The organism is Streptomyces sp. NPDC001415, assembly GCF_053597395.1.
This window is the reverse complement of the sequence record NZ_JBSFIE010000016.1, coordinates 20,770-43,895: the sequence shown is the minus strand read 5'-3', so window position 1 is coordinate 43,895 and position 23,126 is coordinate 20,770. Positions and strand designations below refer to the sequence as shown.

The window sequence follows — 23,126 nt, the reverse complement described above, 5'->3', positions numbered from 1 at the left end:
CCGCATGGCCGCCAGCATGTACGACAACCGGCCCGCGGCGCGCGTCGCGCACACCGCACCGCGCAGCACCGCCTGGATACCCGTCGCCGCCCAGATCCTCATCTGGAGCGGGGCCGCGGGGGTGCTCGGCCTGTGGTGGAGCGACACCACATCGGTCGTCGGAACGGGTGGATGGCTGACCGACGGGGGCCGCATCACCGGCCTCCTCGCCGGGTACGCATGCGCCGTCCTGCTCGCCCTCATGGCCCGCGTCCCCGTCCTGGACCGCGGCGTGGGGACCGACCGCCTGGCCCGCTGGCATGCCATGGGCGGCCGCTACACCCTCTCGCTCGCCCTCTCCCACACCCTGCTGATCATCTGGGGCTACGCGGTCACCTCGCACACGAACGTGGTGAACCAGACCACCACCCTCGTGCTGCACTATCCGGACCTGCTCAAGGGCACCGCCGGATTCCTCCTCCTGATGGGCACCGGCATCGTCTCCGCCCGCGCCGCCCGCCGCAGGCTGCGCTACGAGACCTGGCACCACCTCCACTTCGCCACCTACCTCGCGGTCTTCCTCGCCTTCGGGCACCAGTTGTCCAACGGCGCCGACTTCGTCGGCAATCGGTCCGTCCAGCTCGCCTGGTACGCGATGTACCTCGGCGTCGCCGCACTGCTCCTGTGGTACCGCTTCGTCGTCCCCGTCCGCCGCGGCATCCGCCACCGCCTGCGCGTCGCCGAGGTCCGCGGCGAGGCCCCCGGGGTCGTGTCCGTCCACCTCACCGGCGAGCACCTCGACGAACTCGGCGCGCAACCAGGCCAGTTCTTCCGCTGGCGCTTCCTCACCCCGGGCCTGTGGTGGGCGGCCAACCCGTACTCGCTCTCCGCCCCCGCCCACCAACGCTCCCTGCGCATCACCGTGAAAGCCGTCGGCACCCACAGCGCCGCCCTCGCCCGGCTGGCCCCCGGCACCCGCGTCTGGGCCGAAGGCCCCTACGGCGGCTTCACCGCGGCCCGCCGCACCACCACCAAGACGCTTCTCCTGGGAGGCGGCGTCGGCATCACCCCGCTGCGCACCCTCCTGGAGACCCTGCCCGGCGACATCACCCTCATCTACTGGGCCCGCCGCCCCGAGGACCTCGCTCTGCGCGGCGAACTCGACGCCCTGGCCGCCGCCCGAGGCGCCCGCATCCTGTACTCGGTCGACGAACCGGCCGCGCACCGCCTGCCGCTGACGGCCGCGGCACTGCTCCAGTACGTGCCCGACCTGAGGGACCGGGACGTGTACCTGTGCGGCCCTCCCGGCATGACCGACGCGGCCCTGCGCGCCCTGCGCGGCGCGGGCGTGCACCGCCGCCGTATCCACCACGAGTCCTTCGCGTTCTGACGCGCGCCCCGAAGCCCCGAGGAGACCCGCCGTGCGCCGAGTCGCCGTCACCACCCTGTCCACCGCCGCGGGCGTCGTCCTGCTGCTGTCCCTCAAGCCCCATCAGAGCCATCCGCCCGCCGTGTCCGCACCCCGGCCGGCCGCCTCGACGCCGGGGCAGGCAGCCACCGGCACCCGTACCGGCGACTTCACCGGAGACGTCATCGACACCCGCTACGGGCCGGTCCAGGTCGCCGTCACCCTTGCCAAGGGACGCCTCACCGCCGTCCACGTCCTCCAAGTGCCATCCGAGAGCGGGCGCGACCAGGAGATCGCCGCACGGGCCGTGCCCCGCCTGAAGGAGGAGGCGCTCGGCGCGCAGAACGCCCAGATCGACGCCGTGTCGGGAGCCAGCTACACCAGCGAGGGCTACATCCAGTCCCTGCAGAGCGCGTTGGACAGGGCCGGTGAGTGACGTGGCCCGCCCGGCAGAGGAGCCGCTCCCGGCGCACGCGGCCGAGGAACCACGCCCGAGCCGCGCGGCCGAAGGGCCGCGCGCATCCGGTCCGGCCGGAGGATCGCACCCCTCCCGCACGGCCGATGGCTTGCGCCACGCCGAACACGTCATGGGCACCGTCTTCTCCTTCGACATCCGCGACCGGCCCACCCCCGAAGTCCGCGACGCCCTGGCCCAGGCTGTCGCGTGGCTGCACCACGTGGACGCCGTCTTCTCCACCTACCGGCCCGACAGCGAGATCAGCCGTATGGCGCGGGGCCACATAGGAGTGAGCGACTGCCCGCCCGAGGTGGGTGAGGTGCTCGCCCTCTGCGAGGCGGCCGCCGCCACGACGGACGGCTGGTTCAGCCACACCCCCGGCGGCCGGCTCGACCCGTCCGGGCTCGTCAAGGGCTGGGCAACCGAACACGCCTCGCAGATCCTGTACGACGCCGGGGCGCGGAACACTTGCGTCAACGGCGGCGGCGACCTCCAACTCAGAGGCGAGCCGGCCCCCGGCAGCGCATGGCGGATCGGCATCGCGCACCCGCTGCGCCCCGGACGGCTCCTGACCGTCGTCACCGGCCGAGACCTCGCGATCGCCACCTCGGGCACCGCCGAACGCGGCCATCACATCCTCGACCCACACACCGGGCTGCCCGCCATGGGCCTCGCGTCGGTCACCGTCACCGGACGCCACCTCACGCAGGTCGACGCATACGCCACCGCCCTCTTCGCCATGGGGGCCGAAGCCGCCCAGGCCTGGACCCGGGCCCACAGCGCATACGAGACGTTGGTGGTGACCTCGGCGGGCGCCGTGTGGCAGAGCGAGTACCTTCCCGCCGGGAGCGCTCCAACTGGCCCATGAATCGCGGCTACTTCTCCGCCCTGCCCGCGTCGGCGGCGCGGCCGAATGGTTCGGACCGACTCGGCCGGCGACAGCGGACGACTGAGGGCTAGGGCCTGTCCGGCGGATCTTGTCTGGGACGCGTGGCCCTGGCACGCCCTCCCCCAAGGCCTAATCGGCCAGGGGGGACCCCCACGGCGTTGTCGTCGGTTGCCGACTCCCCCAAGTTCTCGGCTCCGCTCGAACAGGGGAGACCCCCATCGCGTCGCCGCCCTCCTCCGCCTTGCAGCTGGACGCACCAGACCCCCGCTCACCAGCATCGAAGATGCTGGGCCGCATAGCGGGGGACCAGATCCGCCGGCCAGGCCCTAGTCGAGGGTGAGCAGCACTTCGTCGATGTCCTGGCCGCGGGCGAACGCGAAACCCCGGCCGCGCCCGGTGACGACGAAGCCGCACTTTTCGAGAACGCGGATCGAGCCGGTGTTGTCGGCCGCCGCGTGTGCGTACAGCGGGCGGCCGTTTTCGAGGCCGACCAGCTGGGCCAGGGCAGCGGTGGCGATGCCGCGGCCCCAGTGCGCCCGGTCGATCCAGTACGTGACCTCGCGCTCGTCCGGCGGACCGTAGAGGGCGGCATAGCCGACCACCACACCGTCGGCGAGCACGGTGCGCATCGTGACCGAAGCATCCCCGAGAACCCGCGCCCAGTGGGCGTCGAACTTCTGGCGGTCGTAGTTGTACTCCCTGGTGACCGCGGCGACCTGCTGCGCCTCCGGGTCGGAGAGCTGTTCCCAGAAGGCGGGCAGGTCGCTGTCGCGCACCTCGCGCAGGGTGATCGTCACGGTCATCAGGAGGCGGGCCTCGCCGGCGGGGCGCCGGTGGTCGCGGCGTTGTAAAGAGCCTGTGTGGCGGCGCCGAATTCCGCGCTGTAGGAGACCTGCGGGGTGTTGCCGCCGGTGTGGTAGCCGCCGATGACCCCCACCACCGCCCAGCCGCCCGGCCACGGCACCAGCATCGGGCCGCCGCTGGTCCCGCCCACGAAGGCGTCGCAGGCGATGCGCTCGAAGGTGCCCGGGTCGGCCGGGTCGTCGCTGACCCACTTGGTGGTCCAGCTCAGGCACTCCAGCGGCTTCTGCGCGCCGCCGGGATAGCCGATCATCCGCACAGGGGCGTGGGAGAACCCCGTCCCGGTGAGCAGCTGGACCGCGCCGGCCGCGTCCTGGAGCCGCTTTCCGTCCTGGTTGGGCTCGGTGACCGCGAACCCGAAGTCGTAGGCGGCACCCGCGTGTTCACCCCGGTCGTAGTACTCCTGGGAGACGTACACGCCGTTGTCCTTGACGGGGAAGATGCCGAACGGCGTGAGCCCGTCGTGGTACTGCGGCACGAAACCCAGATGGCGCTTGGGGGAGGTGCCGGAGTACCCCTTCAGACAGTGCCCGGCGCTGAGGACCAGGTCGCGGCCCGGGCTGCGCACCACCGAGCCGCTGCACGTACGGCCCTTGCCGGAGGCGTCGGTCCAGAAGAAGGTGCCGGCCTGGGGGATGCCGTCGAAGCTCTTGCTCGGCGGGATGAACTCGCCGGGCCGGGGCCCGTCCACGGTGGGCGATGTGGTGCGGGCCCACAGGGAACCACCCCGGCCTGTGTCGTCGGGCACCGCGGCCGTCATACGGGCCGGGGTCCAGTAGGCGCCCAGCGCGGCCGCGTCCGGGTTCGGCGTGGGCGGGGAGCCTGCGGCGAACGCTGCAGAGCCGAGCCCGGCGGACAGCAGCAGGGCGGCCGCGACCGCGGTGGCCTGTCGGATGAGCCTCGTTCTACGCACCATCAGTACCCCTCTGTCCGGACACATGTGACGGCCCACCATACGACTGGCACGGTTGCGGGCAGAAGCGCTCGAAGTTGCCCGGGCGCGCCGAGTCGGTGACATGGTGGCCCCACCCCTTACGAACGGGCGGTATGGCTTTCGGCCATATGTGCCGTCAATGCGGTTGCGGGCCGAACGCCTGGCGCGCGGCGCGCCGCCACCGGTTGGCGGGCAGTGTGGGGCGCAGCACGGCGAACGCGCCGCAGTACTTGGTGAACACGGCGGGCCGCACCCGGTGGGCGTGCAACAGCCGGTCCGCCTCGGTGAGATGCTCGGCGGACTTCGTCTCGACCAGCACGAGGCCATTGTTGGCGCGCACCCTGTGCTTCAAGCGCAGATCGACGCACACGAGCCCGGCATCGCAGGTGATGCGCTGCCCGTCGGCCACGAAGGTGGTCCGGAGATAGTCGGTGGACAGGGAGGGCCCCAGCGCGCTGGGCGCGTCGATCGCGTAGGCATGGCGCAGGGTGTCGGCCAGGAACGCCCGCTGCGTGGTGTCGAGCGGGGTGTCCGTGCCGGTCAGAGGGCAGCGATGTTTGACGGTGTCGCCGCGGGCCCCCTTGAGCTTGATCTCGAACTGCCGCTCCCCGCTGTCCTCGTAGATGCGTTCACGAATCTTGAACCGCAGGCGTCGGCCCTGGCGGTGGTCGTGGAAGGAGCGGAGCCCCGGAGTGTCGTAGTACACCGAGTGGTAGCGGAAGGAGCGACGGCCGTCGATGGCCAGCGCCCGGAAGGCCCCGCCGGGGTGCCGGCCATCGGTGAGCCGGCCGACCACCCGCAGGAACGTGGGGGCGGGTACGAGATAGCTGCGGTCGAACCGCGTGAGCAGGGAGGACCGCTCATTGAGCTCGGCCAGTGAGATCGGATCGGCTTGGTGGGCCGCCTCGTTGATGGCCCGTACGGCTTCCGTGGCCGGCAGCGCGGCGGTCTGGACGGTCATACGGCGTCCAGCGCGGGCGCGGCCGGACGAAGAGCCTCGACGGAACCGGTCTGCTGCCCGACCGGCCGCGATTCGGGTTCGCGATAGCGGACGTCGACGACCATCAGATCCCGTACGAAGTCGATCTCCATCACCGTCCAGTGCAGGGGCTCGCCCAGGCGCCGTGCGAGGTCGGCCCGCAGGGTGGCGGGGTCGGTGTGGACGGTGTCCAGGGTGATGACGGTGCGCCGGGCGCGGGCGAACAGGCGCGGATGGTCTGCCGCGTAGACGACAAGGAGCAGAACGGCGCTGAGCGCGGCGGCCAGGGCGAACCCGAGGTGCGGCAGACCACAGATGAGACCGAGGACGAGCGTCGTGAAGTAGTAGGCCACCTCCTCGTGTTGGACCGCGTCGGAGCGCAGCCGGATGATCGAGAGGACGCCGAACAGCCCGAAGCCGAGCGCCATGCCGCCACTGCCGCCCACTTCGGCGAGGGCCGCGACGATGGTGAACAGGGCGACGTTCAGGGCGAGATACGCCGGCACGAGATCGCGCCGCCGGTGCCTCGGATAGTAGATCGCGAACGTGAGCAGGCAGATGGCGGTGAGGTCCAGCCCCAGATGGGCGACGAGGTGACGTAACGAGTCCATGGCTCCGCTCCTTACGTGCGTGCGAGGCCGTACGTGTGTGTACGGGAAGAGACCCCAGACTCTAGGAGGCCACAGGGTGAACAATCGCCAACTTGTCAGTAAATCCAACGGATCATTGATGTATCCGAGTGACAAATGACCAATACGGCACCCCGGCTGTCCCGTTCGACCCCCATACGGCCCTCCCGCCAGGGACGATTCGTCCCCGTATCCGGGGCCTCGGGCTTCCGCCCCGCGACCGCGCCCTCAACAGGCGTCATAGGCAGATCGCTATGGCCGCGTTGCCGGGACGGGTCTTGGACGGCGGCGGCCCGTGCCTGTTCTTCTGGAGCCATGCGAGACAAAACGACACGCCTTGCCTCCTTCCGCCGTCCCCGTACGCATTCCCGCACGAAGTGGCCCACCGCGCTGCTCGCCCTCGCGGTCCTCACCACGGGTACCGCGTCCACCGTGCAGGCGGCCGAGGCTCGGGACCGGACCCCGACCACGGCACCGGTGCCGTTCCATGTGGGCGGCACACATGACGTGGCGGACGAGCTGAGCCGCCTGGAGAGGACACACCACGTACGGATCGGTGCCTATGCCCTCGACACCGCCACCGGACGGACCGTCACCTACCGGGGCAACGAGAAGTTCCCGTCCCTGTCCACCTTCAAGGCCATGGTGTGCGCCGCCGTCCTCGACACGGCGCGGCGCACGGAGCCGGGGCTGCTGGACAAGGTCATCCACTGGAAGAAGAGTGACGAGGTCCCCAACTCCCCGGCCACCGAAGGCCAGGGCGAGAAGGGAATGACCGTGGCCGAACTCTGCCGTGCGGCCATCACCCGCAGCGACAACACGGCGGGCAACCTGCTGCTCGGCCGGATCGGCGGCCCCCAGGGGCTGACCCACTACTACCGGTCCCTCGGTGACCCGGTCTCCCGACTGGACCGCTGGGAACCCGAGTTGAACGACTGGCAGCCGGGCGAGCGGCGCGACACCACGACCCCCGCCGCCATGGGCCGCGACCTCGCCAAGGCCTCCCTCGGCAGCGCCCTGGTACCCACGGACCGGGATCGGCTGAACAACTGGCTCCGCGCCACCGTCACGGGCGACGAACGCATCCGGGCCGGAGTGCCCAAGGACTGGACCGTCGGCGACAAGACCGGCACCAGCGACGCCTACGGATCCGCCAACGACATCGCCGTGGCCTGGCCGAAGTCGGGACACCCGGTGATCATCGCGATCTACACCAACCACACGACCGCCGATGCCGCCGCGGACAACGCGGTGGTCGCGAGCACCGCGTCGACGCTGGTACGCGGACTGGGTGTGCGGCAGACCCACTGACGGCTCAACTTCTCTGTGCGGAGCCCCTGTTGGTGATGGCTGACCACACCATTGCCGCCAGGTCGCGTGGATCCAGGGTGGCGTCGACGACCAGGTCGCAGGAGTGGCGCACAGGCTCGATGTGGCGTGTGTGGGCGTCCCGGCGGTGGTCGACGTAGTTCCGCAGGAGCACGTCGAGGGGGAAGCCCTCGCGCAGGCATTTGCGCCGGATCTTGCGTGCCAGGCGGAGGTCGGCCGGCAGATCGACGAACACGTCGAAGCGGGCGTGCCGGGTCATCGGGGCTATGTGGTGGGCAAACATGCCGTCGACGATGACGTATGCGGCGGTTGCCAGGGCGGCGTCGGCGTCGCGGCCGAGGCGCTCGGCGTCCATCGAGCGGGGATCGCCGACGTCCAGGCGCGGCGTCCCCGCCTCGTCGGGCGCCCACACCCCGCGTTCCGGAGTGAGGAAGTAGTAGTCGTCTCCGTGCAGGACCCGTACGGGAGCGCGGGGCGCGGTCTCCACCAGGGCCGCGGCCAGCGTCGTCTTGCCCGCGCCCGCACCGCCGGTCAACGTCAGCAGCATCCGACCCTCCCGTTCCGTCACGACGGCCGATGATCGCACGAGGCCCATGTGCCGGGCGGGAGGCGAGGGCGGCCCCCGTCGGTGGCCGTACCCCGAATTGCCTTCCGGCGCGTCCCGGCGTGCCGCCGACGCGCGGTTCTGCCAGGGTCGGCCTGGTACGAACCCCGTGGCGAGGCACCCCTCACACGCGGCACCCTTCACACAAGGAAGTGAGAGCAAGGCATGGAGAAGTTCTCCCTGGAAGCAATCGCCCGCGCTCAGCTGAAGGCTGCCCGGGACGCCGGGGCCGGGCGCAGCGCGTCCACGGTGATCGGCGGGCACGAGCGCGTACTGCGACAGACGGTCATGGCCCTCACCGCGGGGAACACGCTCGGCGAACATGGGCTCGGGGGAGAGGCGACGCTCCTGGTGTGGTCGGGCCGGATCCGGCTCGTCGCCGGGGCGGACACATGGGAGGGCCGGGACGGCGACCTGCTGGCAGTGCCGGCCACGGCGCACACGGTGGAGGCGCTGGAGGACTCGGCATTCCTGCTGACCGTGGCGATGACCTGACACGACGTCATAAGCGCCCACCATTCCCCTCGGCAGCCATACGCGCCCACCATTCCGTGTGGGCGTCCCCGTGGGCGTTCCCGTGGGTGTCCCCCAGTCCTCATTCCGCGACACACGCGGCTACCACCCCCTCCCCCCCCGTGCCCACGCGCCCTACACGCTCGGCATGTGCCCCCGACCTACGTCCCGGCCTACGCTTTGACGCACGTCAGCGGCGTACCAGACGTGCATGGGTCACGGTCGCGGAGCTGATCAGCTCCGCGACCCGGTAGCCGTCGACCCCATCGCCCAAATGGTCGAGAAGGCGCTCGCCGCGGCCCGCGAGCATGGGGGCGATGGCCAGGTGGAGCTCGTCGACGAGACCGGCGCGGAGGTACTGCTGCACGGTGTCCGGGCCGCCGCCGATGCGCACGTCCTGGCCCGCCGCCGCGTCGAACGCCCGCTCAAGGACCGTCTCTACGGGCTCGTCGCTGAAGTGGAAGGTGGTCCCGCCCTCCATGGGCAGCGAGGGCCGCGGGTAGTGGGTGCGTACGAACACGTCATGGCGGTAGGGCGGGTTGTCGCCCCACCAGCCCGTCCACGACTCGTCCTGCCAGGGGCCGCGCAGGGGACCGAACATGTTGCGGCCCATGATGGTGGCGCCGATGTTCTCCTCGCTGCGGGCGACGAAGTCGACGTCGATCCCGGTCTTCCCTTCGGCACGGTCGCGCATCGCGGCGAACATCCACGCGTGCAGGCCGTCCACGCCGTCGCCGAAGGGCGCGTCCAAGCGCTGGTCGGGACCGGCGGCGAAGCCGTCGAGGGTGACGGTGAGGTTGTGTACGCGCACCTTGGGCATGGCGTTCTCTCCTTGATCGGACGGACGGCGGGTGGGCCGGGACGACGGAGGGGACCGGACGATGGGTGGGGCGGCTACCACACGTGACTCTGCTCTCACCCCTGCGTCGAACGGGACCCGGCCGATTCGACACGCCCTGGGAGAATTCTCCTGACGGCTCGTCGGCGTGGCCACCGGAGCGGGCTCGATGCCCGGGAGACCTGTCCGGAGCTGCAGTTCATGGAGGGCTCGATGACCGCGCTGGACCTCTCCGACAACGAACTCGGCGGCATCCTTGCCTGGTACTCCACCCACCACACACCGCCCGAGCGGCAGCCGACGGTGTTCGCCGAGTTCCACCGCACCCTCGCGCCCGGAGGCCTCCTCATGTGGGGGGACTACATAGGTGACAACGAGCACATGTGCCCGACGCGGGCCTTCGACCGTCCGGTCTCGTACGAGTCCTACTTCCTGCCGCTGGACCGCACAGCCGAGCTGCTGCGCCAGGCCGGTTTCGTCGTCACCGCGCGCACGGAGCAGGAGCCGGACGGCCGGGTGAGGAGAGCGCACGCCTGCCTCTTGGCCCGCAAGGCCGAAGCGTAAGTCTTGAGAGTCGGTGGGTCGGCGGGGTAGCGGGGTTCTCACCCGCCACCCCGCCCGGATGTTCAGGAGCGCCGGGTGGTCAGCGGGTGACGGTCAAAGGGTGCTCGAAGTGGCCGTTGGTGCGGCAACCGAGGTTCTCGTACGAGTTGACCTTGGTGTCCGGATCGGTCTTCACCAGGTGGTACTTGCAGGCCTGCTTGATGTAACTCCCCTTGATCCCACCGGGGAAGTCGATCTCCTTGTTCCAGAGGTACGGGGACTCATACCCATTGAGGTGGGCAGTGGCGTTGACATCGATGCCGCCGGGCGCCTCGATCTCGTAGACCCACCCCGTCTTCGCCGCGCCGTACGTGGCGAACTTCTCCGCCACCCACTTCTCGCAACTCGTGCTGACATGCGCGGTGTTCTGGCCCCCGCCCTTGACGATGTACTCGGCGAGCGGGGTGAGCGCCTCGCCTCGCGGCGTGAAGCCGTCGTTGAAGAGCTGCTCCACGTTGTCCCGGGTGTCGCCCCGCCAGAGCGTGTTGGCGTCGTCGCGCCACTGCCAGTTCTCGGCCGCCGACGCATGCCAGACGGCCGGGGCGATGGAGGCTGAGGTGGTGGTGCGCCACCAGTCCGACGGGTTGAACCGGCCGACCGGCCCGCAAGGTCCGGTGTCGGGGGCTTGCGCCCGTACCGTCGTGGCGCGCTGGACGGTCGCGTCGGCGGGAGCGGCGACGGTCAGCGAGGCGGTGGCCAAGGAAGTGGCGGCCAGGATGCGCAGAGCGGTCTTCAACATGCTGGAACAGCCCATCTGTTGATCAACAGGACGGGCCCTTTCTAACGGGCACGGATCAGGTATCGGGGCGAATGGGCGCCCCGGTCACCCCCAAGGGGGAAACAGTCATACCGATCCCGCGCGGCCCCGCTCGCCCCCTGGTGTAGGGGTTTCGGCCCGGGCTCCATGCCCCGGGCTCCATTACGGGGTGGCCCTCACCGGCCCCTGAGGCCGAGTCGGCCGGGTTTCGTTCGCGGGGACGATGGATGGGCGGCGGGCAGGACGGACCCTTGGGAATGGCCGCACAGGGGGCTGTGGAAGCCGCGCCGCGAAGGATGTGCGGCACGCCCATAGCCCCCGCCGCCACACATCGGCAGAGACCACACATCGGCAGAGAGCCAGACAGCGACCGACAGAGAAGGGACCATCATGAAAGCCGCCCGGAGTTCGCACTCCGCAGCCGCCCCGGTTTCCGCGGAACGCCTGAACCATCCGCGCAGTCTGGCGGCCTTCCGCGGTACGAAGCTCCTGGTCGGGGGCTACCTCGGCATCAGCGTGCTCACGCTGGTGGCCATCGTGCTCCTGCGCAACGACTCCGCCGACGTGAACTCGGCTGTATGGGTGCGCGGAACCATCGTCGTCGCCAGCGCCTTGGTGACATACCTGTGCGCCATCCGTACTGCCCGCGGCTCGCGCTCGGCGTACCGCCGCCTCAGGGTCATCTCCGGCGTCATGATCGTGGCCATAGCGGCGATCATCGCGCTGCCCGGCGCGTTCCCGGTGTGGATGAAGGCCGAACAAGCTGTCTGCGGGGTCCTGTTGCTCGCCGTCGCGGCACTGGTCAACGGCAAGTATCTGCGCTCGTTGTTCGCCACGCCCCAGCAGGGCGGATGATCGCCCACGCCCCGCAGGGCAAGCAGCGCCGAACTGTGCCACCGCGATGGCGGCCCGTAACAGGAACGGCGGGTCCTGATCCAGTACGGCGGGTCCTGATCCGGTGGAGCGGTGGCGTCAGGCGGTGAAGCCCACATGCACGTGGTCGTGGTGGGTGTCGTCGGAGAAGAACTGGTTCGCCGTGGCGCCACCCGCCAACTGCACGGGGCCGCCGACGTTGTACGAACCGGCCGCCGCCGCGGCCCGCATGAAGGCGGTGATCAGGGTACGGGAGGTCGCCGGATCGACGACGGGGTGGCCGTCGATGCGCCATACGTCGAAGGCCCGGCCGAGCGGATGGTCGCTGGGGCGGTCGGTGCCGAACACGTCCAACGGGTGCCCGGAACGTACGACGCTGACCGACAGCCGGTAGGCGCCCGCCAGTTGGAGCATCGCGCGCAGCACACTGTCGTGCACGGCGCCGCTGCGGATGTCGGCGGCGGAGGCGGGCGGCAGCTCGATCCGGGACTGGGCGAGCACCTCCCGCGCCGCCGAATCCAACGCTGTGGCCGGGCCGGGCGCTGCGGGGTGCAGGGCGGTGACACGCCAGCCGGCTGAGCCACGGCTGAGCCGTACGTCGACCGTGGTGCCGCCGGGCCGGACGGTCGTACCGGTCAGGGTGGGCTGGTCGCACACGACCAGAACGCTCGCCGTGTCGGAAAGGATCCCGCCGTACTGGGCGTCGATCACCCGGACGACCGCCGCATCCGCGATCGGCCTCAACGACCCTGCCTGGGCGGTCAGTTGGGACGCCGATGAGACGGGGGTGCCCAGGGCGGCGGCCCGGTCCACCGCCGCTTGCTCGCCGCCCTGCCCGGCAGGCCACGTGCCGAGCGCCTCGACGAGTCTGACGGCGGCGAGCTTGGCGGCGGGCTCGATCTCCCCGGGCCCCGGCCGCCACGGGACGGCCCGGGGCAACCCGGCGCCCGGGCTCGCGACGGCGCCCGGGCTCGCGACGGCGGACGGCGAGCCGGAGACGGATGCGGCGGACGGCGTACGCGAGCCGGTGGCGGGCGAAGTGCTGGCGGCCGACGACGTCTTCGCCCCTCCCGAGCAGGCGGCGGCGCCCATGCACCACGCCGCCGTGCCGAGCAGCACCGAACGGCGGGCGAGACTTCCGGGCGGATGCTGGCAGGGCGGGGGAGACAGGACCATGACCGGCTCCTCGGACGCGCGGCATACGGAAATGCCGCCAGTATGCGCCCGTGCGACCCGGCGGCGGCGCGCCTCGCCGGGCAACCGACCCGATCCGCGTCCTGGGCCGGATCCGGCGCCCGGCCACCACCGACCACATGGTGCTGCGCCCCACACCGGACGAGACAGGTATGGGGCGCAGCACCATGCAAAGGGGCCTCGAATGCGTTACTTCCAGATGAGGCCCTTGCCGAGCGTGTACGGGTCGCCCCAGTACTCGGCCGAGGCCACCTTGGTCGCGGCCGACGGCGCCAGGGCGACCGCACAACCGGTCGCGGTGTGGCCGTTGGTGAAGCCCTTCGGCAGCGGCTCGCTGGGGCACTTGTCGAACGTGCCGATGACCATCAGGTCCTGCGCCTCGGTGCCGTCCCCGAGAAGGCCCTTGATGTGACCCACCGACGCATAGGCCAGGTCGGTCGTGCCGGTGTTCTTGATCGAGTACCGGACGTAGTAGGGGACCTTCCCCTTCACCTTGTCACCCAGCTTGAGCGGGGCCAGATCGCCGGGCTGCCCCTGGTCGATCGACGTGACGGTGAGCGCGATCGTGCCCTTGGTGGTGGTTCCGTAGCTGAACGGTATCTGCGCCGCCTCGCCGATCTTGAAGCTCTGTCCCGCCTTCGCCGTGCCGCCATCGCCGGCCGGGGCGGGCGCGCTGGGCTGTGCGGAGTGGGTGGGAGGAGTGGACCCGATGGCGGGAGGGGTGGACGCGTCCTTGCCCCCGCCGTTGCCGTCGCCGTTCTGGCAACCGGTCAGAGCCAGTGCCCCGATGGCCGCCAGGCTGATGGCACCGAATGCGGTCCGCCGCACGCCAAAACTACTCACTGTTCTCCCCCATACGTGACTGTGGACCGTCAAACGCGGTCCCTGCGATCACACTTCTTAGTACGGGAACGTGGGCTTCCACCAGGCCCGTCACCGTTCCATGACCTGCTCAATACGTAAGCGGAACGTGTCCGTTCCCGCAGGTCGCGTACATAGCGGCGACCGGCTGGACCATCGTCTGCCCAGGGGTGCGGGGCAGGGTGTGCCGGATCCGCGGGTCATGATGGGGGCCGCAGCACTGATGACCGTGCTGATCGCAGTACCGACCGGAGTACTGCTCGGAACACGAGGAGTGCCATGGCCCGCAGGGTCCACCAACCGCTGGAGAACCAGGAGTTCGACTTCATCCTCGGCATGACCGACGGCCCGGTGCTCGCGTACTTCTGCGGGACCTGGCCGAAGGCCGTCAAGGTGTGCAAGCAGATGGACGAGGTCGTGGGAGAAGCCGCCGAGGAGTACGCGGGGCGCCTGACCGCCGTCAAGGTCGACATGACGCGGTGCCCCGGGCCCGTACAGCGGTACGGAGTCACCGCAGCGCCCACCGTTGTCCTGATCAAGGGCGGGAAGGCGACGGCCGCGGAGAGCGGCCCGATGGACGGGACCGCGCTGAAGGGATTCCTAAACAGCAACCTCTGAGCTGTCGTGGTGACCCAACTCAGGCCCTGGTGGCGACCGTCACCACGAGCGGTGGGAGTCGGCGTTCGGCCGCCCAGTCGCGGCTGTGCACATGGTCGGGGTCAGCGACGCCTTGTGCCTCGTCCGGCGTCGGGTGATGCTGCGCGGTGATGGTGAACCCCGCCCGTTCCAGGAGGGCGGAGATCGTGGTGGGCGGCCACGCATGGTTCGGCATGGTCTGCCAGGAGCCGTCCGTGCGGCGCAGCCGTACGGACATGGACTGGCCGGGGCGGTAAGTGACACCGGACTCGCCGATCCGCAAGGAGGCGTACTCGATGCCGCTGCCCGCCGGATCCGTGGTCAGCAGGACGAGCGGGGCTCCGAGCCGCAGCAGCCGGCGGATCTCGCCGAACACGCCGAGGACGGCCTGCTCGTCGGGCAGCGACGCCAGGACGTGGTTGCACATGGCGGCGTCCGCGCAGGCATCGGGCAACTCGTCGGCGCGGCCGTCCCTGACCAGGTGATACTCGGCTCCCGGGGTGTTCTGTCGGCGGGCCAGGACGAGCATCTCCGAAGATGCGTCCACGCCGATGATCCGCATGCCGAGCCGCCGGGCCGCGTGGTCGGCGACACGGCCCGGCCCACAGCCGAAGTCCAGCAGTACTCTGCCCGCCCGGCTCTTCTCGGCGAGCGCCTGGAACACGAACGGATAGCCGACCAGCCAGTCCGTCGCCGCGTCCACGGCCGCGAAGGCCTCCGCGCCCTCGGGCCCTGACCAGGCCCGCGCGCCCACTGGTTCCTGCGGCATGGCCCGGTCCCGCCTCTCGGATACGTATGCCCCACAGGTTTCCCATCATCGGGTCCCCACGGGTGGTCCGCACCCCGCTGGGTGGGCAAACGCCACACACAGGACGGCGGGCCGAGTGTGCTCCGACCACACTGCCCCAGGGGTGACCCGAGTCCATGAGCTGACCCGAGTCGATGAGGAGGCCGGCCGCGGAGCAGACTGGTCCCCGGCAGACCGTGGAAGAGTTCCCGAGGGCGGACCCACCCGGGCTGTCGGACCGTAAGAGCCACAACGGAAAAGGTGCAGCCACATGGACAGCGGCATGGACAGGGACAGGTCACATGGCTCGCGCTGGGCTTCCTCGCCCGCGACCCACCGCGAGGCGGTGATGGCGGAGACCGCCAGGTTCGTGGCGGTCGTCGAGGGGGCGGACCTGACGACGCCGGTACCGAGCTGCCCCGGCTGGACGCTCGTCGACCTGATCAGGCACACCGGAAGCGTGCAGCGCATGTTCTCCTGGCTGCTGCGTCAGCGCGTTCAGGAACGCCCTCTCACTCGCGACGCGGCACTGGAGCTGCCGGCCGACGACGCCGGCTACCCCGGTTGGCTGACGGCGAGCTCGCAGGTGGCGGCCCGAGCGTTCGCCGACACCGACCCGGACGCCACCATGTGGGTGTGGGGCGCCGATCCCCATGCCCGGTTCTGGATGCGGCGGATGCTGTTCGAGACGCTGGTGCACCGTGTCGACGCGGAACTCGCCCTTGGCCTCCGGCCCGTCATCGACCCCGCTCTCGCGGCCGACGGGGTGGACGAGTTCCTGGTCAACCTGCCGTTCGCCGCGTCCTTCGCACCCAAGACCGCCCACCTGCGCGGCCAGGACGAGACCATCCGCTTCCGCTGCACCGACCGGGCGGGCGACTGGCTGGTGCGGCTGAGCCCCGACGGCTTCGGGCTCGACCCCACAGGTACCGACCCCACGGGCACCGAGTCCGCGAACCCGGCGGACGCCACCGTCCAGGGGGCCGCCGCCGATCTGCTCCTGCTCATGTACGGGCGCCTCGACCGGACCTCGGACGCCTTCGAGACCTCCGGGGACGACGAACTGCTCGCGCGCTGGGTTGCCAACTCCGAGTTCTGAGGGCCTGAGGGCTCCGAAGGGTTCTGAGGGCGACCGCGGCGGATGAGTATGTGTGCGAGCGCCATATGAGTACGTGGTCGGAGGCGTGCCTGCGGGGGACGGCGGTTCACTGGGCACATGAACGATCAAGGGATCTGCACGGACCAGGAACTGCGGCAGGCGTGGGCCACGGCGAATGCCTCAGATGCTGTGGTGAGCGCACACGAGTCCCGTCCCCGTGGCCCGGCCGACCGCGACGAGAGCGCCTGGGCGGCGCCCGGCTGGGCCACGGGGCTGGCGCTGCTGCTTGTCCCCGTGGCCGTGATGTTCGGCGGGCTCTCGGCGATGGCCACGGACAGCTGCGGGCCCGACCACTGCTCCCGGGCGCTGAACGAGGCCCTGGGGATCATCGTCGGCGGTCTGTACGCGAGCCTGTTCGGCACGCCCGCCATGCTGTTGACGGCGTGGGTCCTGCCCCGAAAGATGCGGTACGCCGTGTCGCGCAGGGCGATTGCCTGGTGCGCACTGCTGCCACCACTGGCCGTGATCTTCATGGTGTTCACCCTGCCGCAGGGCTGACCCGGTTCACCGGCGGGCTGCGGTACTCACGTCATGGCGGGGGAATGTCCCGTCAACTCGACCATGATCCAAGGGAGTTGAACTCTTCAGGTGCCCCTACCCGGGCTCGGGCCACGAGACCTTCCCCATGTGGTGGACCCACACCACCAGCACCATCAGCAGGGCCGCCGCACCACCCATCGTCATGACCGTCGAAGGTGAAGAGCGGTCGACGACGACGCCACCGAGCAGAGCCGCGGTGGAGAAGGTGGCCTGGAACGAGGCGGTGAAGAGCACTGAGGACGCCTCCGGCGAGTCCGGAGATGCCTTCGCGAACCACGTCTGCGAGCAGACGGGCACGGCACCGTATCCGACGCCCCACACGATCAGCAGGGCCACGGCTCCCGGCTCCCACCGGCCGAGCACCGGGAGCAGCAGGGTGGCTCCGGCGATCATCGCGGCGGCGACCGCGAAGGTGGCTCGCGGGCGACGCGCGACGGCCACCCCGCCGAGGAAGTTGCCGGCGATGCCCGCCACTCCGTAGCCGAGCAGAAAGACTGTGATGGAGCCGGAGCCCACATGTGTCACCCGCTCCAGGAAGGGCGCCACATAGGTGTAGGTGCCGAAGTGTGCGAGGACGATGAGGAACGTAGTCCCCAGTGCGAACCGGGTGTTGACGCTCCGGAACATGCCGCCGAGCACATGCAGCCGGGTCGTCCGCGCGGCAGGGAGCGGAGGGACCACCAGGAGCAGCAGCACCAGCACCCCGACGGTGAAAACCCCCATGACGAGGAACGCCGTGCGCCAGCCCGCGAGGTCCCCGATCAGCGTGCCAAGGGGCAGTCCGACCACCGAGCCGAGCGGTACCGCCGCGAAGATCACTGAAGTCGCCCGGGCCACCGAGCCCGCCGGCACGAGACGACCGGCGAGACCGGCACCGATGGACCAGAACCCTCCGATCGTGACCCCGACCATGACCCGGGAGACCAGCACCAGCCAGTAGCTCGACGCCGCTGCCGCAAGGAAGTTGGCCAGCGCCAGCAGGACCGTGAACGCCCCCAGCATCAGCCGACGGTCGACGCGCCCGGTCGCGACGGTGACCAGCGGCGCCGAAAGCGCGGCCAGGAAGCCCGGCATGGTCATCATCAGTCCGGCCGTACCGTCCGAGATGGTGAAACTTGATCCGATCGACGTCAGCAGGCCGATGGGAAGGATCTCGGTGGTGACGATCGAGAAGATCCCCAACATCACCGACAGCACCGCCAGCCAGGACAAGAGCGGCGATGGAGCCGGTGGTGCGGAGGGCTCGCTGGAAGCGTTGATCGCTGTGGAGGAGGACATGACTCCCGTCCTGTGTGGAGGCACCACATGGCGTGGCCAGGGATAGGTGTGGCCACCACTTCAGCAGGGCGGGAAGGCGACTTCTGGCGGATCCGCGACACCACCGGTGGGGGCACAGGGTGATGTCGTGTTCTCGCGAGGCGCACGCGACTACCCAGGGACGTAAGGTCTGGCCGACGGCGCTGTGGGTGCCGGTCGAGACCGTGGAGGGTGTGGATGTACGCGATATCCCTGGGCGAGGACGGCGCCGAACTGTGCCCGCTCGAACCCTGGCAGGCCGAGGAGTTCCTCAACCATGTGGACCGGGGCCGGGAGTTCATCGGGCGGTACAACGGGCTGCCCGACGTCGTGACGGACCTGGAGTCGAGCCGGGCGTTCCTCCAGACGTACGCGGACCGGACGGCGGCCGACACCGGGCGGCTCTACGGCATCCGGACCGACGGCAGACTGGTCGGCGCGGTGCTGTTCCGGAGGCTGGACACCGCGCAGGGCATCGCCGAGGCGGGCTGCTGGCTGGAGCCGTCGGCGGTGGGCAGGGGCCTGGTGACCCGGGCCGTGCGCGCGATCATCGACTGGGCCGTCGAGGAGCGCGGCATCCACCGGGTGGAGTGGTGGGTCGCGGCGGCCAACGAACCCAGCATCGCCGTCGCCCGACGGCTGGGCATGACAAGGGACGGCGTGCTGCGCGAGAGCTACCTCTACCGGGGCGAGCGGCACGACGAGGAGATCTGGTCGGTACTCGCACCGGAGTGGCGAGCCGGGGCCGCGCGTCCCGGTCAAGTTCCGCCGGACAGGCCCTAGTTGTGGCCGAACTTCCGCGGCTGCTTGTGGGACACCTCTGGCGTGGAGCGCGTCGTTTCCGGCGTGGTGGTGGTCGCCTGCTCCTTGACCTCGGAGGTGGTGCTCCGGTCATGGCCGCCGGTACGTGCTCCCCGGTTCTGACGGGTCTGCTTCTTGCTCATGGTGGTCGCCCCCTGCTGGGCAGTCGGAGGTAGAGCCACCTCCCACGCTCGCACGCACCCCCGTAGATCGCATTTTGGGTCGCCGCCCCACCGGCGCTCGGGCCGAGGGGCGTGTCAACGCATCCCGAAGGTGCGCCGGTACGCCTCGGGCGGCAGGCCCGTGACGCGGGCGAAGTGGCGCCGCAGCGTCGCGGACGTTCCCATGCCCGTGCGCGCCGCGATGTGCTCGACGCTGTCGTCGCCCGACTCAAGAAGCTCCTGAGCCAGCCGTACGCGCTGGCTCAGCAGCCAGCGCAGCGGCGAGGTCCCGGTGACGGCGTGGAAGTGCCGGGCCAGGTTGCGGCTGCTCATGGCCGCCTGCCGGGCCAGGTCCTCCACCGTGAGCGGCTGGTCGAGGCGGTCGAGGGCCCAGGGCAGCAGGTCGGCGAGCGGGTGGTCACGCCCGTGGGTCACCGGTGCGGGGATGAACTGGGCCTGGCCGCCGTCCCGGTGCGGCGGTACGACGAGGTGGCGGGCGAGTGCGTTGGCCACCGTCGCGCCGTGGTCGGTGCGGACGATGTGCAGGCACAGGTCCATCCCGGCGGCCTTGCCCGCCGAGGTGAGGACGCCGTCCTCGTCGGTGAAGAGCACCCCGGCGTCGACCGCCACCTTCGGATACCGCTCCGCGAGCAGGCCGGCATGGGCCCAGTGTGTGGTGGCGCGGCGGCCGTCGAGGAGCCCCGCCGCGGCCAGCACGAACGCCCCGGTGCACAGCGAGACGATGCGGGCGCCGGCGGCGTGCGCGGCGCGGACGGCGTCGATCAGCTCACCTGGCGGGTCGCCCTCGATGTCGTCCTGGGCCGGAACGATCACCGTGTGCGCGGACGCGAGGGCATCCAGGCCGTGCGTGGTGTCGGCGCGGAGCCAGCCCCCGACGCGGGCCTGCCGCGAGCCGCACACACGGAACGAGTACCAGGGGTCGACCAGCTCGCGATGGTCGGTGCCGAACACCTCGCAGGCCGCCGCGGCCTCGAAGAGCATGCTCCCCTCGGCGACGGCCAGCGCCACGGTCCGGCCGCCCGAAGCCGCAGACGTACTCACTCCGGAAACTGTCATGTCCGAAACTGTACGCCCCTCGTCATTCCGGCCGCTGGTGCCTGTGGGTCCGGCTCCCGCACCATGGCGTCACACCACACACCACCCGCAGAAACCGGGAGCCGACGATGAGTTCCGCCCTTTCCCCCATGTCTGTTCCGCACACTGTCGCCTGGCCCGACGAGCGGCCCGTCGCCGTCATGGGTGCCGCCGGCCACACGGGCCGCTTCGTCGTGAAGGAGCTCCTCGGCCGGGGTGCGAGAGTCGTGCTCGCAGGCCGCGACCGGGCGAAGCTCGAAGGGCTCGGCGAGCTCGCCCCCGACGCGCCGGTGCGCGTAGCGTCGACCGGGGACGCGGCCTCCCTCGACCGCGCTCTGGAAGGCGCATCGGCGGTCGTCAACTGCGCGGGCCCGTTCCTCGCGACCGCGCTCCCCGTCGCCCAGGCGGCACTGCGCGCCCGCCTCCCCTACCTGGACGTCGCCGCCGAACAGGCCGTCACGGCCGCGCTGTTCGACACGTACGACGCACGGGCGAAGGAGGCGGGCGTCGTCCTCGCGCCCTCGGTCGCGTTCTACGGCGCCGTTGGCGACCTGCTGGCCACCGCGGCCCTGGGCGACTGGACGGAGGCGGACGAGGTGGTTCTCGCGTACGCCCTCGACAGCTGGCTGCCCACCCTCGGCAGCCGGCTCACCGGAAAGAGCAACGCGGGGCAGCAACTCGCTTACACCGCAGGCAAGTTGACCCCCTTCGACTACACGCCGCGGGAATTCCCCTGGGAGTTTCCCGAGCCGTTCGGGAAGCAGGAGGCCGCACCGTTCGCGACGGCCGACCAGGTGACCATCCCGCGCCATGTGCGGACGCCCGAGGTGCGCGCCGTCATGAACCTCGCGCCGCTGCGGGACGTACGGGACGCGACGACGCCCGAGCCCGTGCCCGCCGACAGTAGCGGACGCTCGGCGCAGACGTTCCTCGTCGAGGCGGCCGCCCGCAAGGGCGCCGAGACGCGCCGTGCGGTCGCGGGCGGTCGGGACATCTACGCGGTCACGGCGCCGCTCGTCGTCGAGGCCCTCGCGCGAATCCTCGACGGACGCTCGCACGCGACGGGCGTGGTCGCCGCCGGGGAGGCCTTCGACGCGGCGGACTTCCTGCGGTCGCTCACGCCCGAACACTTCACGCGGCTCGACCTGCCGACGCCCGCGTAGACCCCGACGTCACCTTCGCGGTATGTGGGTTCTGCGCGTCGGGGCGCCGTCGTCCATGAGGGCCTCCATGACGAGCCGAACGCCCCGGGCCAGGCGGCCCAGCTGTTCGAGCTCCATCGCGTACATCCTGATGGTGTTCTCGATGACGGCCGGGGCCACGCCCAGGGTGGGCAGTTCGGCGCGGCTGGTCTGAAGGGCGACGCGCACCGCGCGGATCTCGTGCTGCACCTGGATCTGTGCGTGCCGCGCGAGCAGGACGTGGTGGCGGATGAGGGGTGAGTAGCCGGCGTAGCGGGCCGGCAGCAGGTCGCGCAGCCAACGGGTGGCGGTGCGTTCCCAGTCACGACTCCCCGGCGATTTGACCTGGCAGGGCCAGTCCGGGCTGAGCGTGGTGGTGGGGGCCGTAGGGGACATTCTCGTCGCTTCCGATGGTTGTCGAACTCTGATCGAGAGAAAGGGGGGCGGCCCCGGCTCAGGGGTTAGCCGAGGCCGCCACGAGCGGTTCCACCGGATCCAACAGCCTGGATCGGACATCCAGCGCGACGTGAGGAGGAGGGGGAGAGCGTCACGCTGGATGTTCGTTCTCAGAGGGACTGGGGTCGCTCTCCTTGGCAGGAAGAGATCGGTGGCCGCCACGGCTCAGTAAACATATATACCGTTGAGTACACAAGGGTATGAAAAAATTCATGCGCGCACAGGGTGTGAAGATCTTGCGCAATGACCTGGGCGAATCCGGCCGCTGAGGGAAGAAACGGAAGAACCGATCAGGCCGCGCCAGGCCGCTCTAGAGGAAGAAACCGTGCTTGTCGGCGGCTTGCTCGTACTCTTCCAGCCGTGCCTGCGTCCGCTCGGGATCGGCGTCGGCCATCGCCTGAAGGATGGCCGCGGCGAGCACGCCCGGCGCCGCGTACGAGTCGAACACCAGCCGTGAGCCCGTGCCCGCGGTGAGCGCCACATCGGCCTCGTCGACGAGCGGGCCGAGCGTGGTGTCCGTGACCAGTGCGATACGCAGCCCGGCGCTGCGGGCCGCCCGCATCGCGGCCAGGGTCTCCTTGGCGTGCCGGGGCATCGCGAAGGCGAGCACCCAGGTCCCGCCCGCCGAACGGGACTGCAGCAGGGCGTCATAGGCGACGCTGCCGCCACGTGTCACCAGCCGGACATCGGGGTGGATGCGCCGGGCCGCGTACGCGAAGTACTCGGCGAGGGACACGGAGATCCTGAGGCCGAGGACGGTCAGCGGCACCGAGAGGGCCAGCTCGCGGCCGATCTCCAGGACCTGGGTGGTGTTGGCGACCAGGCGGCGGACGTTCTCCAGGTTCTCGATCTCCGCGTCCACCGCCGCCTGGAGCTCGTTGTGGCGGCTCTCCTCGCGGCCTTCGGGAGTGCCCGCCAGCGCGCTCAGGGCGATCGGCTGGAGCACCTCCCGCAGCGCGGGATAGCCGCTGTAGCCGAGGGACGAGGCGAAGCGGGTCACGGAAGGCTGGCTCACACCGACCCGTTCCGCGAGCTCGGTGATCGAGAGGAAGGCCGCGTCGGTGAGGTGATCGATGAGGTACTGGGCGATGCGCCGCTGACCGGGGGAGAGGCGGTGGCCGTCGAACAGCGCGCGGACCCGGTCGGCCGGGGCGCGCTCATGGGTCGAAGGCTCCCCGCTCGGCGTGATCGCGGCCGACTGGGCGCGTACCTGCTGCCCCGATGACACCGGCGGGCCTCCTTCTCATGCCACGTGTGCTCAAAACATAGCTCACCCTTGTGGCGGACCAGCCCAAATTCCACCACT

General features: G+C 70.6%; 28 protein-coding genes. 13 read left to right on the top strand and 15 right to left on the bottom strand.

Translation table 11 applies throughout. The features are described 5' to 3' along the window. The first annotated feature begins 4 nt into the window (after positions 1-4). The 3 genes from ACWC2B_RS21940 to ACWC2B_RS21930 all read left to right on the top strand — a co-directional run bounded on the left by ACWC2B_RS21940 (position 5) and on the right by ACWC2B_RS21930 (position 2,712). The gene (locus tag ACWC2B_RS21940) at positions 5-1,369 is read left to right on the top strand and encodes a ferredoxin reductase family protein (RefSeq protein WP_450719026.1); all 1,365 of its coding nucleotides are present in this window, start codon (positions 5-7) and stop codon (positions 1,367-1,369) included. A gap of 31 nt (positions 1,370-1,400) precedes the next feature. After that, the gene (locus ACWC2B_RS21935) at positions 1,401-1,823 is read left to right on the top strand and encodes an FMN-binding protein (RefSeq protein WP_450719024.1); all 423 of its coding nucleotides are present in this window, start codon (positions 1,401-1,403) and stop codon (positions 1,821-1,823) included. 151 nt (positions 1,824-1,974) lie between these two features. Then, the gene (locus tag ACWC2B_RS21930) at positions 1,975-2,712 is read left to right on the top strand and encodes an FAD:protein FMN transferase (RefSeq protein ID WP_450719254.1); all 738 of its coding nucleotides are present in this window, start codon (positions 1,975-1,977) and stop codon (positions 2,710-2,712) included. Between the two features lie 347 nt (positions 2,713-3,059). Here the strand turns inward: ACWC2B_RS21930 and ACWC2B_RS21925 are convergent, their stop codons facing one another. The 4 genes from ACWC2B_RS21925 to ACWC2B_RS21910 form a co-directional block, all read right to left on the bottom strand. Continuing rightward, entirely contained in the window at positions 3,060-3,536 is a 477-nt protein-coding gene (locus ACWC2B_RS21925) for a GNAT family N-acetyltransferase (RefSeq protein WP_450719022.1), read from the bottom strand. Further along, positions 3,536-4,510 carry a trypsin-like serine peptidase gene (locus ACWC2B_RS21920; RefSeq protein ID WP_450719020.1) on the bottom strand — a complete coding sequence of 325 codons (975 nt, stop codon included), beginning with the start codon at positions 4,508-4,510 and terminating at the stop codon, positions 3,536-3,538. Before ACWC2B_RS21920 ends, ACWC2B_RS21925 begins: the two co-directional genes overlap by 1 nt. Before the next feature lie 154 nt (positions 4,511-4,664). Beyond that, a complete protein-coding gene (locus tag ACWC2B_RS21915) occupies positions 4,665-5,489 on the bottom strand; it encodes a polyphosphate polymerase domain-containing protein (protein WP_450719018.1) in 825 nt (274 codons plus the stop codon). Further along, on the bottom strand, positions 5,486-6,118 hold the full coding sequence (locus ACWC2B_RS21910; protein WP_450719016.1) for a DUF4956 domain-containing protein: 633 nt from the start codon (positions 6,116-6,118) through the stop codon (positions 5,486-5,488). Before ACWC2B_RS21910 ends, ACWC2B_RS21915 begins: the two co-directional genes overlap by 4 nt. A 333-nt stretch (positions 6,119-6,451) precedes the next feature. On the opposite strand from ACWC2B_RS21910, the gene bla reads away from it, so the two are divergent. Further along, a complete protein-coding gene (gene bla / locus ACWC2B_RS21905) occupies positions 6,452-7,447 on the top strand; it encodes a class A beta-lactamase (protein ID WP_450719014.1) in 996 nt (331 codons plus the stop codon). A 4-nt stretch (positions 7,448-7,451) separates the two neighbouring features. Here bla and ACWC2B_RS21900 read toward each other — a convergent pair whose 3' ends face one another. Next, on the bottom strand, positions 7,452-8,012 hold the full coding sequence (locus ACWC2B_RS21900) for a uridine kinase family protein (protein WP_450719010.1): 561 nt from the start codon (positions 8,010-8,012) through the stop codon (positions 7,452-7,454). A 222-nt stretch (positions 8,013-8,234) separates the two neighbouring features. Between ACWC2B_RS21900 and ACWC2B_RS21895 the strand changes: the two genes are divergently transcribed. Continuing rightward, complete coding sequence (locus tag ACWC2B_RS21895; protein ID WP_450719008.1) at positions 8,235-8,564, top strand: LuxR family transcriptional regulator; 330 nt, start codon at positions 8,235-8,237, stop codon at positions 8,562-8,564. 208 nt (positions 8,565-8,772) lie between these two features. Here the strand turns inward: ACWC2B_RS21895 and ACWC2B_RS21890 are convergent, their stop codons facing one another. Next, positions 8,773-9,402, bottom strand: a complete 630-nt coding sequence (locus tag ACWC2B_RS21890; protein ID WP_450719006.1) for a dihydrofolate reductase family protein — start codon at positions 9,400-9,402, stop codon at positions 8,773-8,775. Positions 9,403-9,546: 144 nt separating this feature from the next. Between ACWC2B_RS21890 and ACWC2B_RS21885 the strand changes: the two genes are divergently transcribed. After that, on the top strand, positions 9,547-9,984 hold the full coding sequence (locus ACWC2B_RS21885) for a class I SAM-dependent methyltransferase (protein ID WP_450719252.1): 438 nt from the start codon (positions 9,547-9,549) through the stop codon (positions 9,982-9,984). 79 nt (positions 9,985-10,063) lie between these two features. Here ACWC2B_RS21885 and ACWC2B_RS21880 read toward each other — a convergent pair whose 3' ends face one another. Continuing rightward, positions 10,064-10,762: a scabin-related ADP-ribosyltransferase gene (locus ACWC2B_RS21880; RefSeq protein WP_450719004.1), complete on the bottom strand. Its 699-nt coding sequence runs from the start codon at positions 10,760-10,762 to the stop codon at positions 10,064-10,066. A gap of 408 nt (positions 10,763-11,170) precedes the next feature. On the opposite strand from ACWC2B_RS21880, the gene ACWC2B_RS21875 reads away from it, so the two are divergent. Next, positions 11,171-11,635 carry a hypothetical protein gene (locus tag ACWC2B_RS21875; protein WP_450719002.1) on the top strand — a complete coding sequence of 155 codons (465 nt, stop codon included), beginning with the start codon at positions 11,171-11,173 and terminating at the stop codon, positions 11,633-11,635. A 117-nt stretch (positions 11,636-11,752) separates the two neighbouring features. Here the strand turns inward: ACWC2B_RS21875 and ACWC2B_RS21870 are convergent, their stop codons facing one another. After that, positions 11,753-12,829: a hypothetical protein gene (locus ACWC2B_RS21870; RefSeq protein WP_450719000.1), complete on the bottom strand. Its 1,077-nt coding sequence runs from the start codon at positions 12,827-12,829 to the stop codon at positions 11,753-11,755. A 207-nt stretch (positions 12,830-13,036) separates the two neighbouring features. Further along, on the bottom strand, positions 13,037-13,675 hold the full coding sequence (locus ACWC2B_RS21865) for a hypothetical protein (RefSeq protein ID WP_450718998.1): 639 nt from the start codon (positions 13,673-13,675) through the stop codon (positions 13,037-13,039). A 312-nt stretch (positions 13,676-13,987) separates the two neighbouring features. On the opposite strand from ACWC2B_RS21865, the gene ACWC2B_RS21860 reads away from it, so the two are divergent. Next, positions 13,988-14,326, top strand: a complete 339-nt coding sequence (locus ACWC2B_RS21860; RefSeq protein ID WP_450718996.1) for a thioredoxin family protein — start codon at positions 13,988-13,990, stop codon at positions 14,324-14,326. Positions 14,327-14,345: 19 nt separating this feature from the next. Here the strand turns inward: ACWC2B_RS21860 and ACWC2B_RS21855 are convergent, their stop codons facing one another. Further along, on the bottom strand, positions 14,346-15,113 hold the full coding sequence (locus ACWC2B_RS21855; RefSeq protein ID WP_450718994.1) for a class I SAM-dependent methyltransferase: 768 nt from the start codon (positions 15,111-15,113) through the stop codon (positions 14,346-14,348). A 289-nt stretch (positions 15,114-15,402) separates the two neighbouring features. Here ACWC2B_RS21855 and ACWC2B_RS21850 point away from each other — a divergent pair, with 289 nt between their 5' ends. Both ACWC2B_RS21850 and ACWC2B_RS21845 read left to right on the top strand, forming a co-directional pair. Then, positions 15,403-16,230, top strand: a complete 828-nt coding sequence (locus ACWC2B_RS21850) for a maleylpyruvate isomerase family mycothiol-dependent enzyme (protein WP_450718992.1) — start codon at positions 15,403-15,405, stop codon at positions 16,228-16,230. Positions 16,231-16,347: 117 nt separating this feature from the next. After that, positions 16,348-16,788: a hypothetical protein gene (locus ACWC2B_RS21845; protein WP_450718990.1), complete on the top strand. Its 441-nt coding sequence runs from the start codon at positions 16,348-16,350 to the stop codon at positions 16,786-16,788. A gap of 96 nt (positions 16,789-16,884) precedes the next feature. Here the strand turns inward: ACWC2B_RS21845 and ACWC2B_RS21840 are convergent, their stop codons facing one another. Further along, entirely contained in the window at positions 16,885-18,015 is a 1,131-nt protein-coding gene (locus tag ACWC2B_RS21840) for an MFS transporter (protein WP_450719250.1), read from the bottom strand. Between ACWC2B_RS21840 and ACWC2B_RS21835 the strand changes: the two genes are divergently transcribed. Further along, positions 17,903-18,154: a hypothetical protein gene (locus tag ACWC2B_RS21835; RefSeq protein WP_450719268.1), complete on the top strand. Its 252-nt coding sequence runs from the start codon at positions 17,903-17,905 to the stop codon at positions 18,152-18,154. The two genes, ACWC2B_RS21840 and ACWC2B_RS21835, sit on opposite strands and share 113 nt — an antisense overlap. Before the next feature lie 170 nt (positions 18,155-18,324). Beyond that, on the top strand, positions 18,325-18,909 hold the full coding sequence (locus tag ACWC2B_RS21830) for a GNAT family N-acetyltransferase (RefSeq protein ID WP_450718988.1): 585 nt from the start codon (positions 18,325-18,327) through the stop codon (positions 18,907-18,909). Here ACWC2B_RS21830 and ACWC2B_RS21825 read toward each other — a convergent pair. Then, positions 18,906-19,070: a hypothetical protein gene (locus tag ACWC2B_RS21825; RefSeq protein WP_450718986.1), complete on the bottom strand. Its 165-nt coding sequence runs from the start codon at positions 19,068-19,070 to the stop codon at positions 18,906-18,908. The two genes, ACWC2B_RS21830 and ACWC2B_RS21825, sit on opposite strands and share 4 nt — an antisense overlap. Positions 19,071-19,184: 114 nt before the next feature. Beyond that, positions 19,185-20,165, bottom strand: a complete 981-nt coding sequence (locus ACWC2B_RS21820; RefSeq protein ID WP_450718984.1) for a GlxA family transcriptional regulator — start codon at positions 20,163-20,165, stop codon at positions 19,185-19,187. A 128-nt stretch (positions 20,166-20,293) separates the two neighbouring features. On the opposite strand from ACWC2B_RS21820, the gene ACWC2B_RS21815 reads away from it, so the two are divergent. Then, positions 20,294-21,346, top strand: a complete 1,053-nt coding sequence (locus tag ACWC2B_RS21815) for a saccharopine dehydrogenase family protein (protein ID WP_450718982.1) — start codon at positions 20,294-20,296, stop codon at positions 21,344-21,346. Between the two features lie 9 nt (positions 21,347-21,355). Here ACWC2B_RS21815 and ACWC2B_RS21810 read toward each other — a convergent pair whose 3' ends face one another. Both ACWC2B_RS21810 and ACWC2B_RS21805 read right to left on the bottom strand, forming a co-directional pair. Then, positions 21,356-21,760 (bottom strand): hypothetical protein, encoded by a 405-nt coding sequence (locus tag ACWC2B_RS21810; RefSeq protein ID WP_450718980.1) that lies wholly within the window; start codon positions 21,758-21,760, stop codon positions 21,356-21,358. A gap of 370 nt (positions 21,761-22,130) precedes the next feature. Further along, a complete protein-coding gene (locus tag ACWC2B_RS21805) occupies positions 22,131-23,048 on the bottom strand; it encodes a MurR/RpiR family transcriptional regulator (protein ID WP_450718978.1) in 918 nt (305 codons plus the stop codon). Between the last annotated feature and the right edge of the window lie 78 nt (positions 23,049-23,126).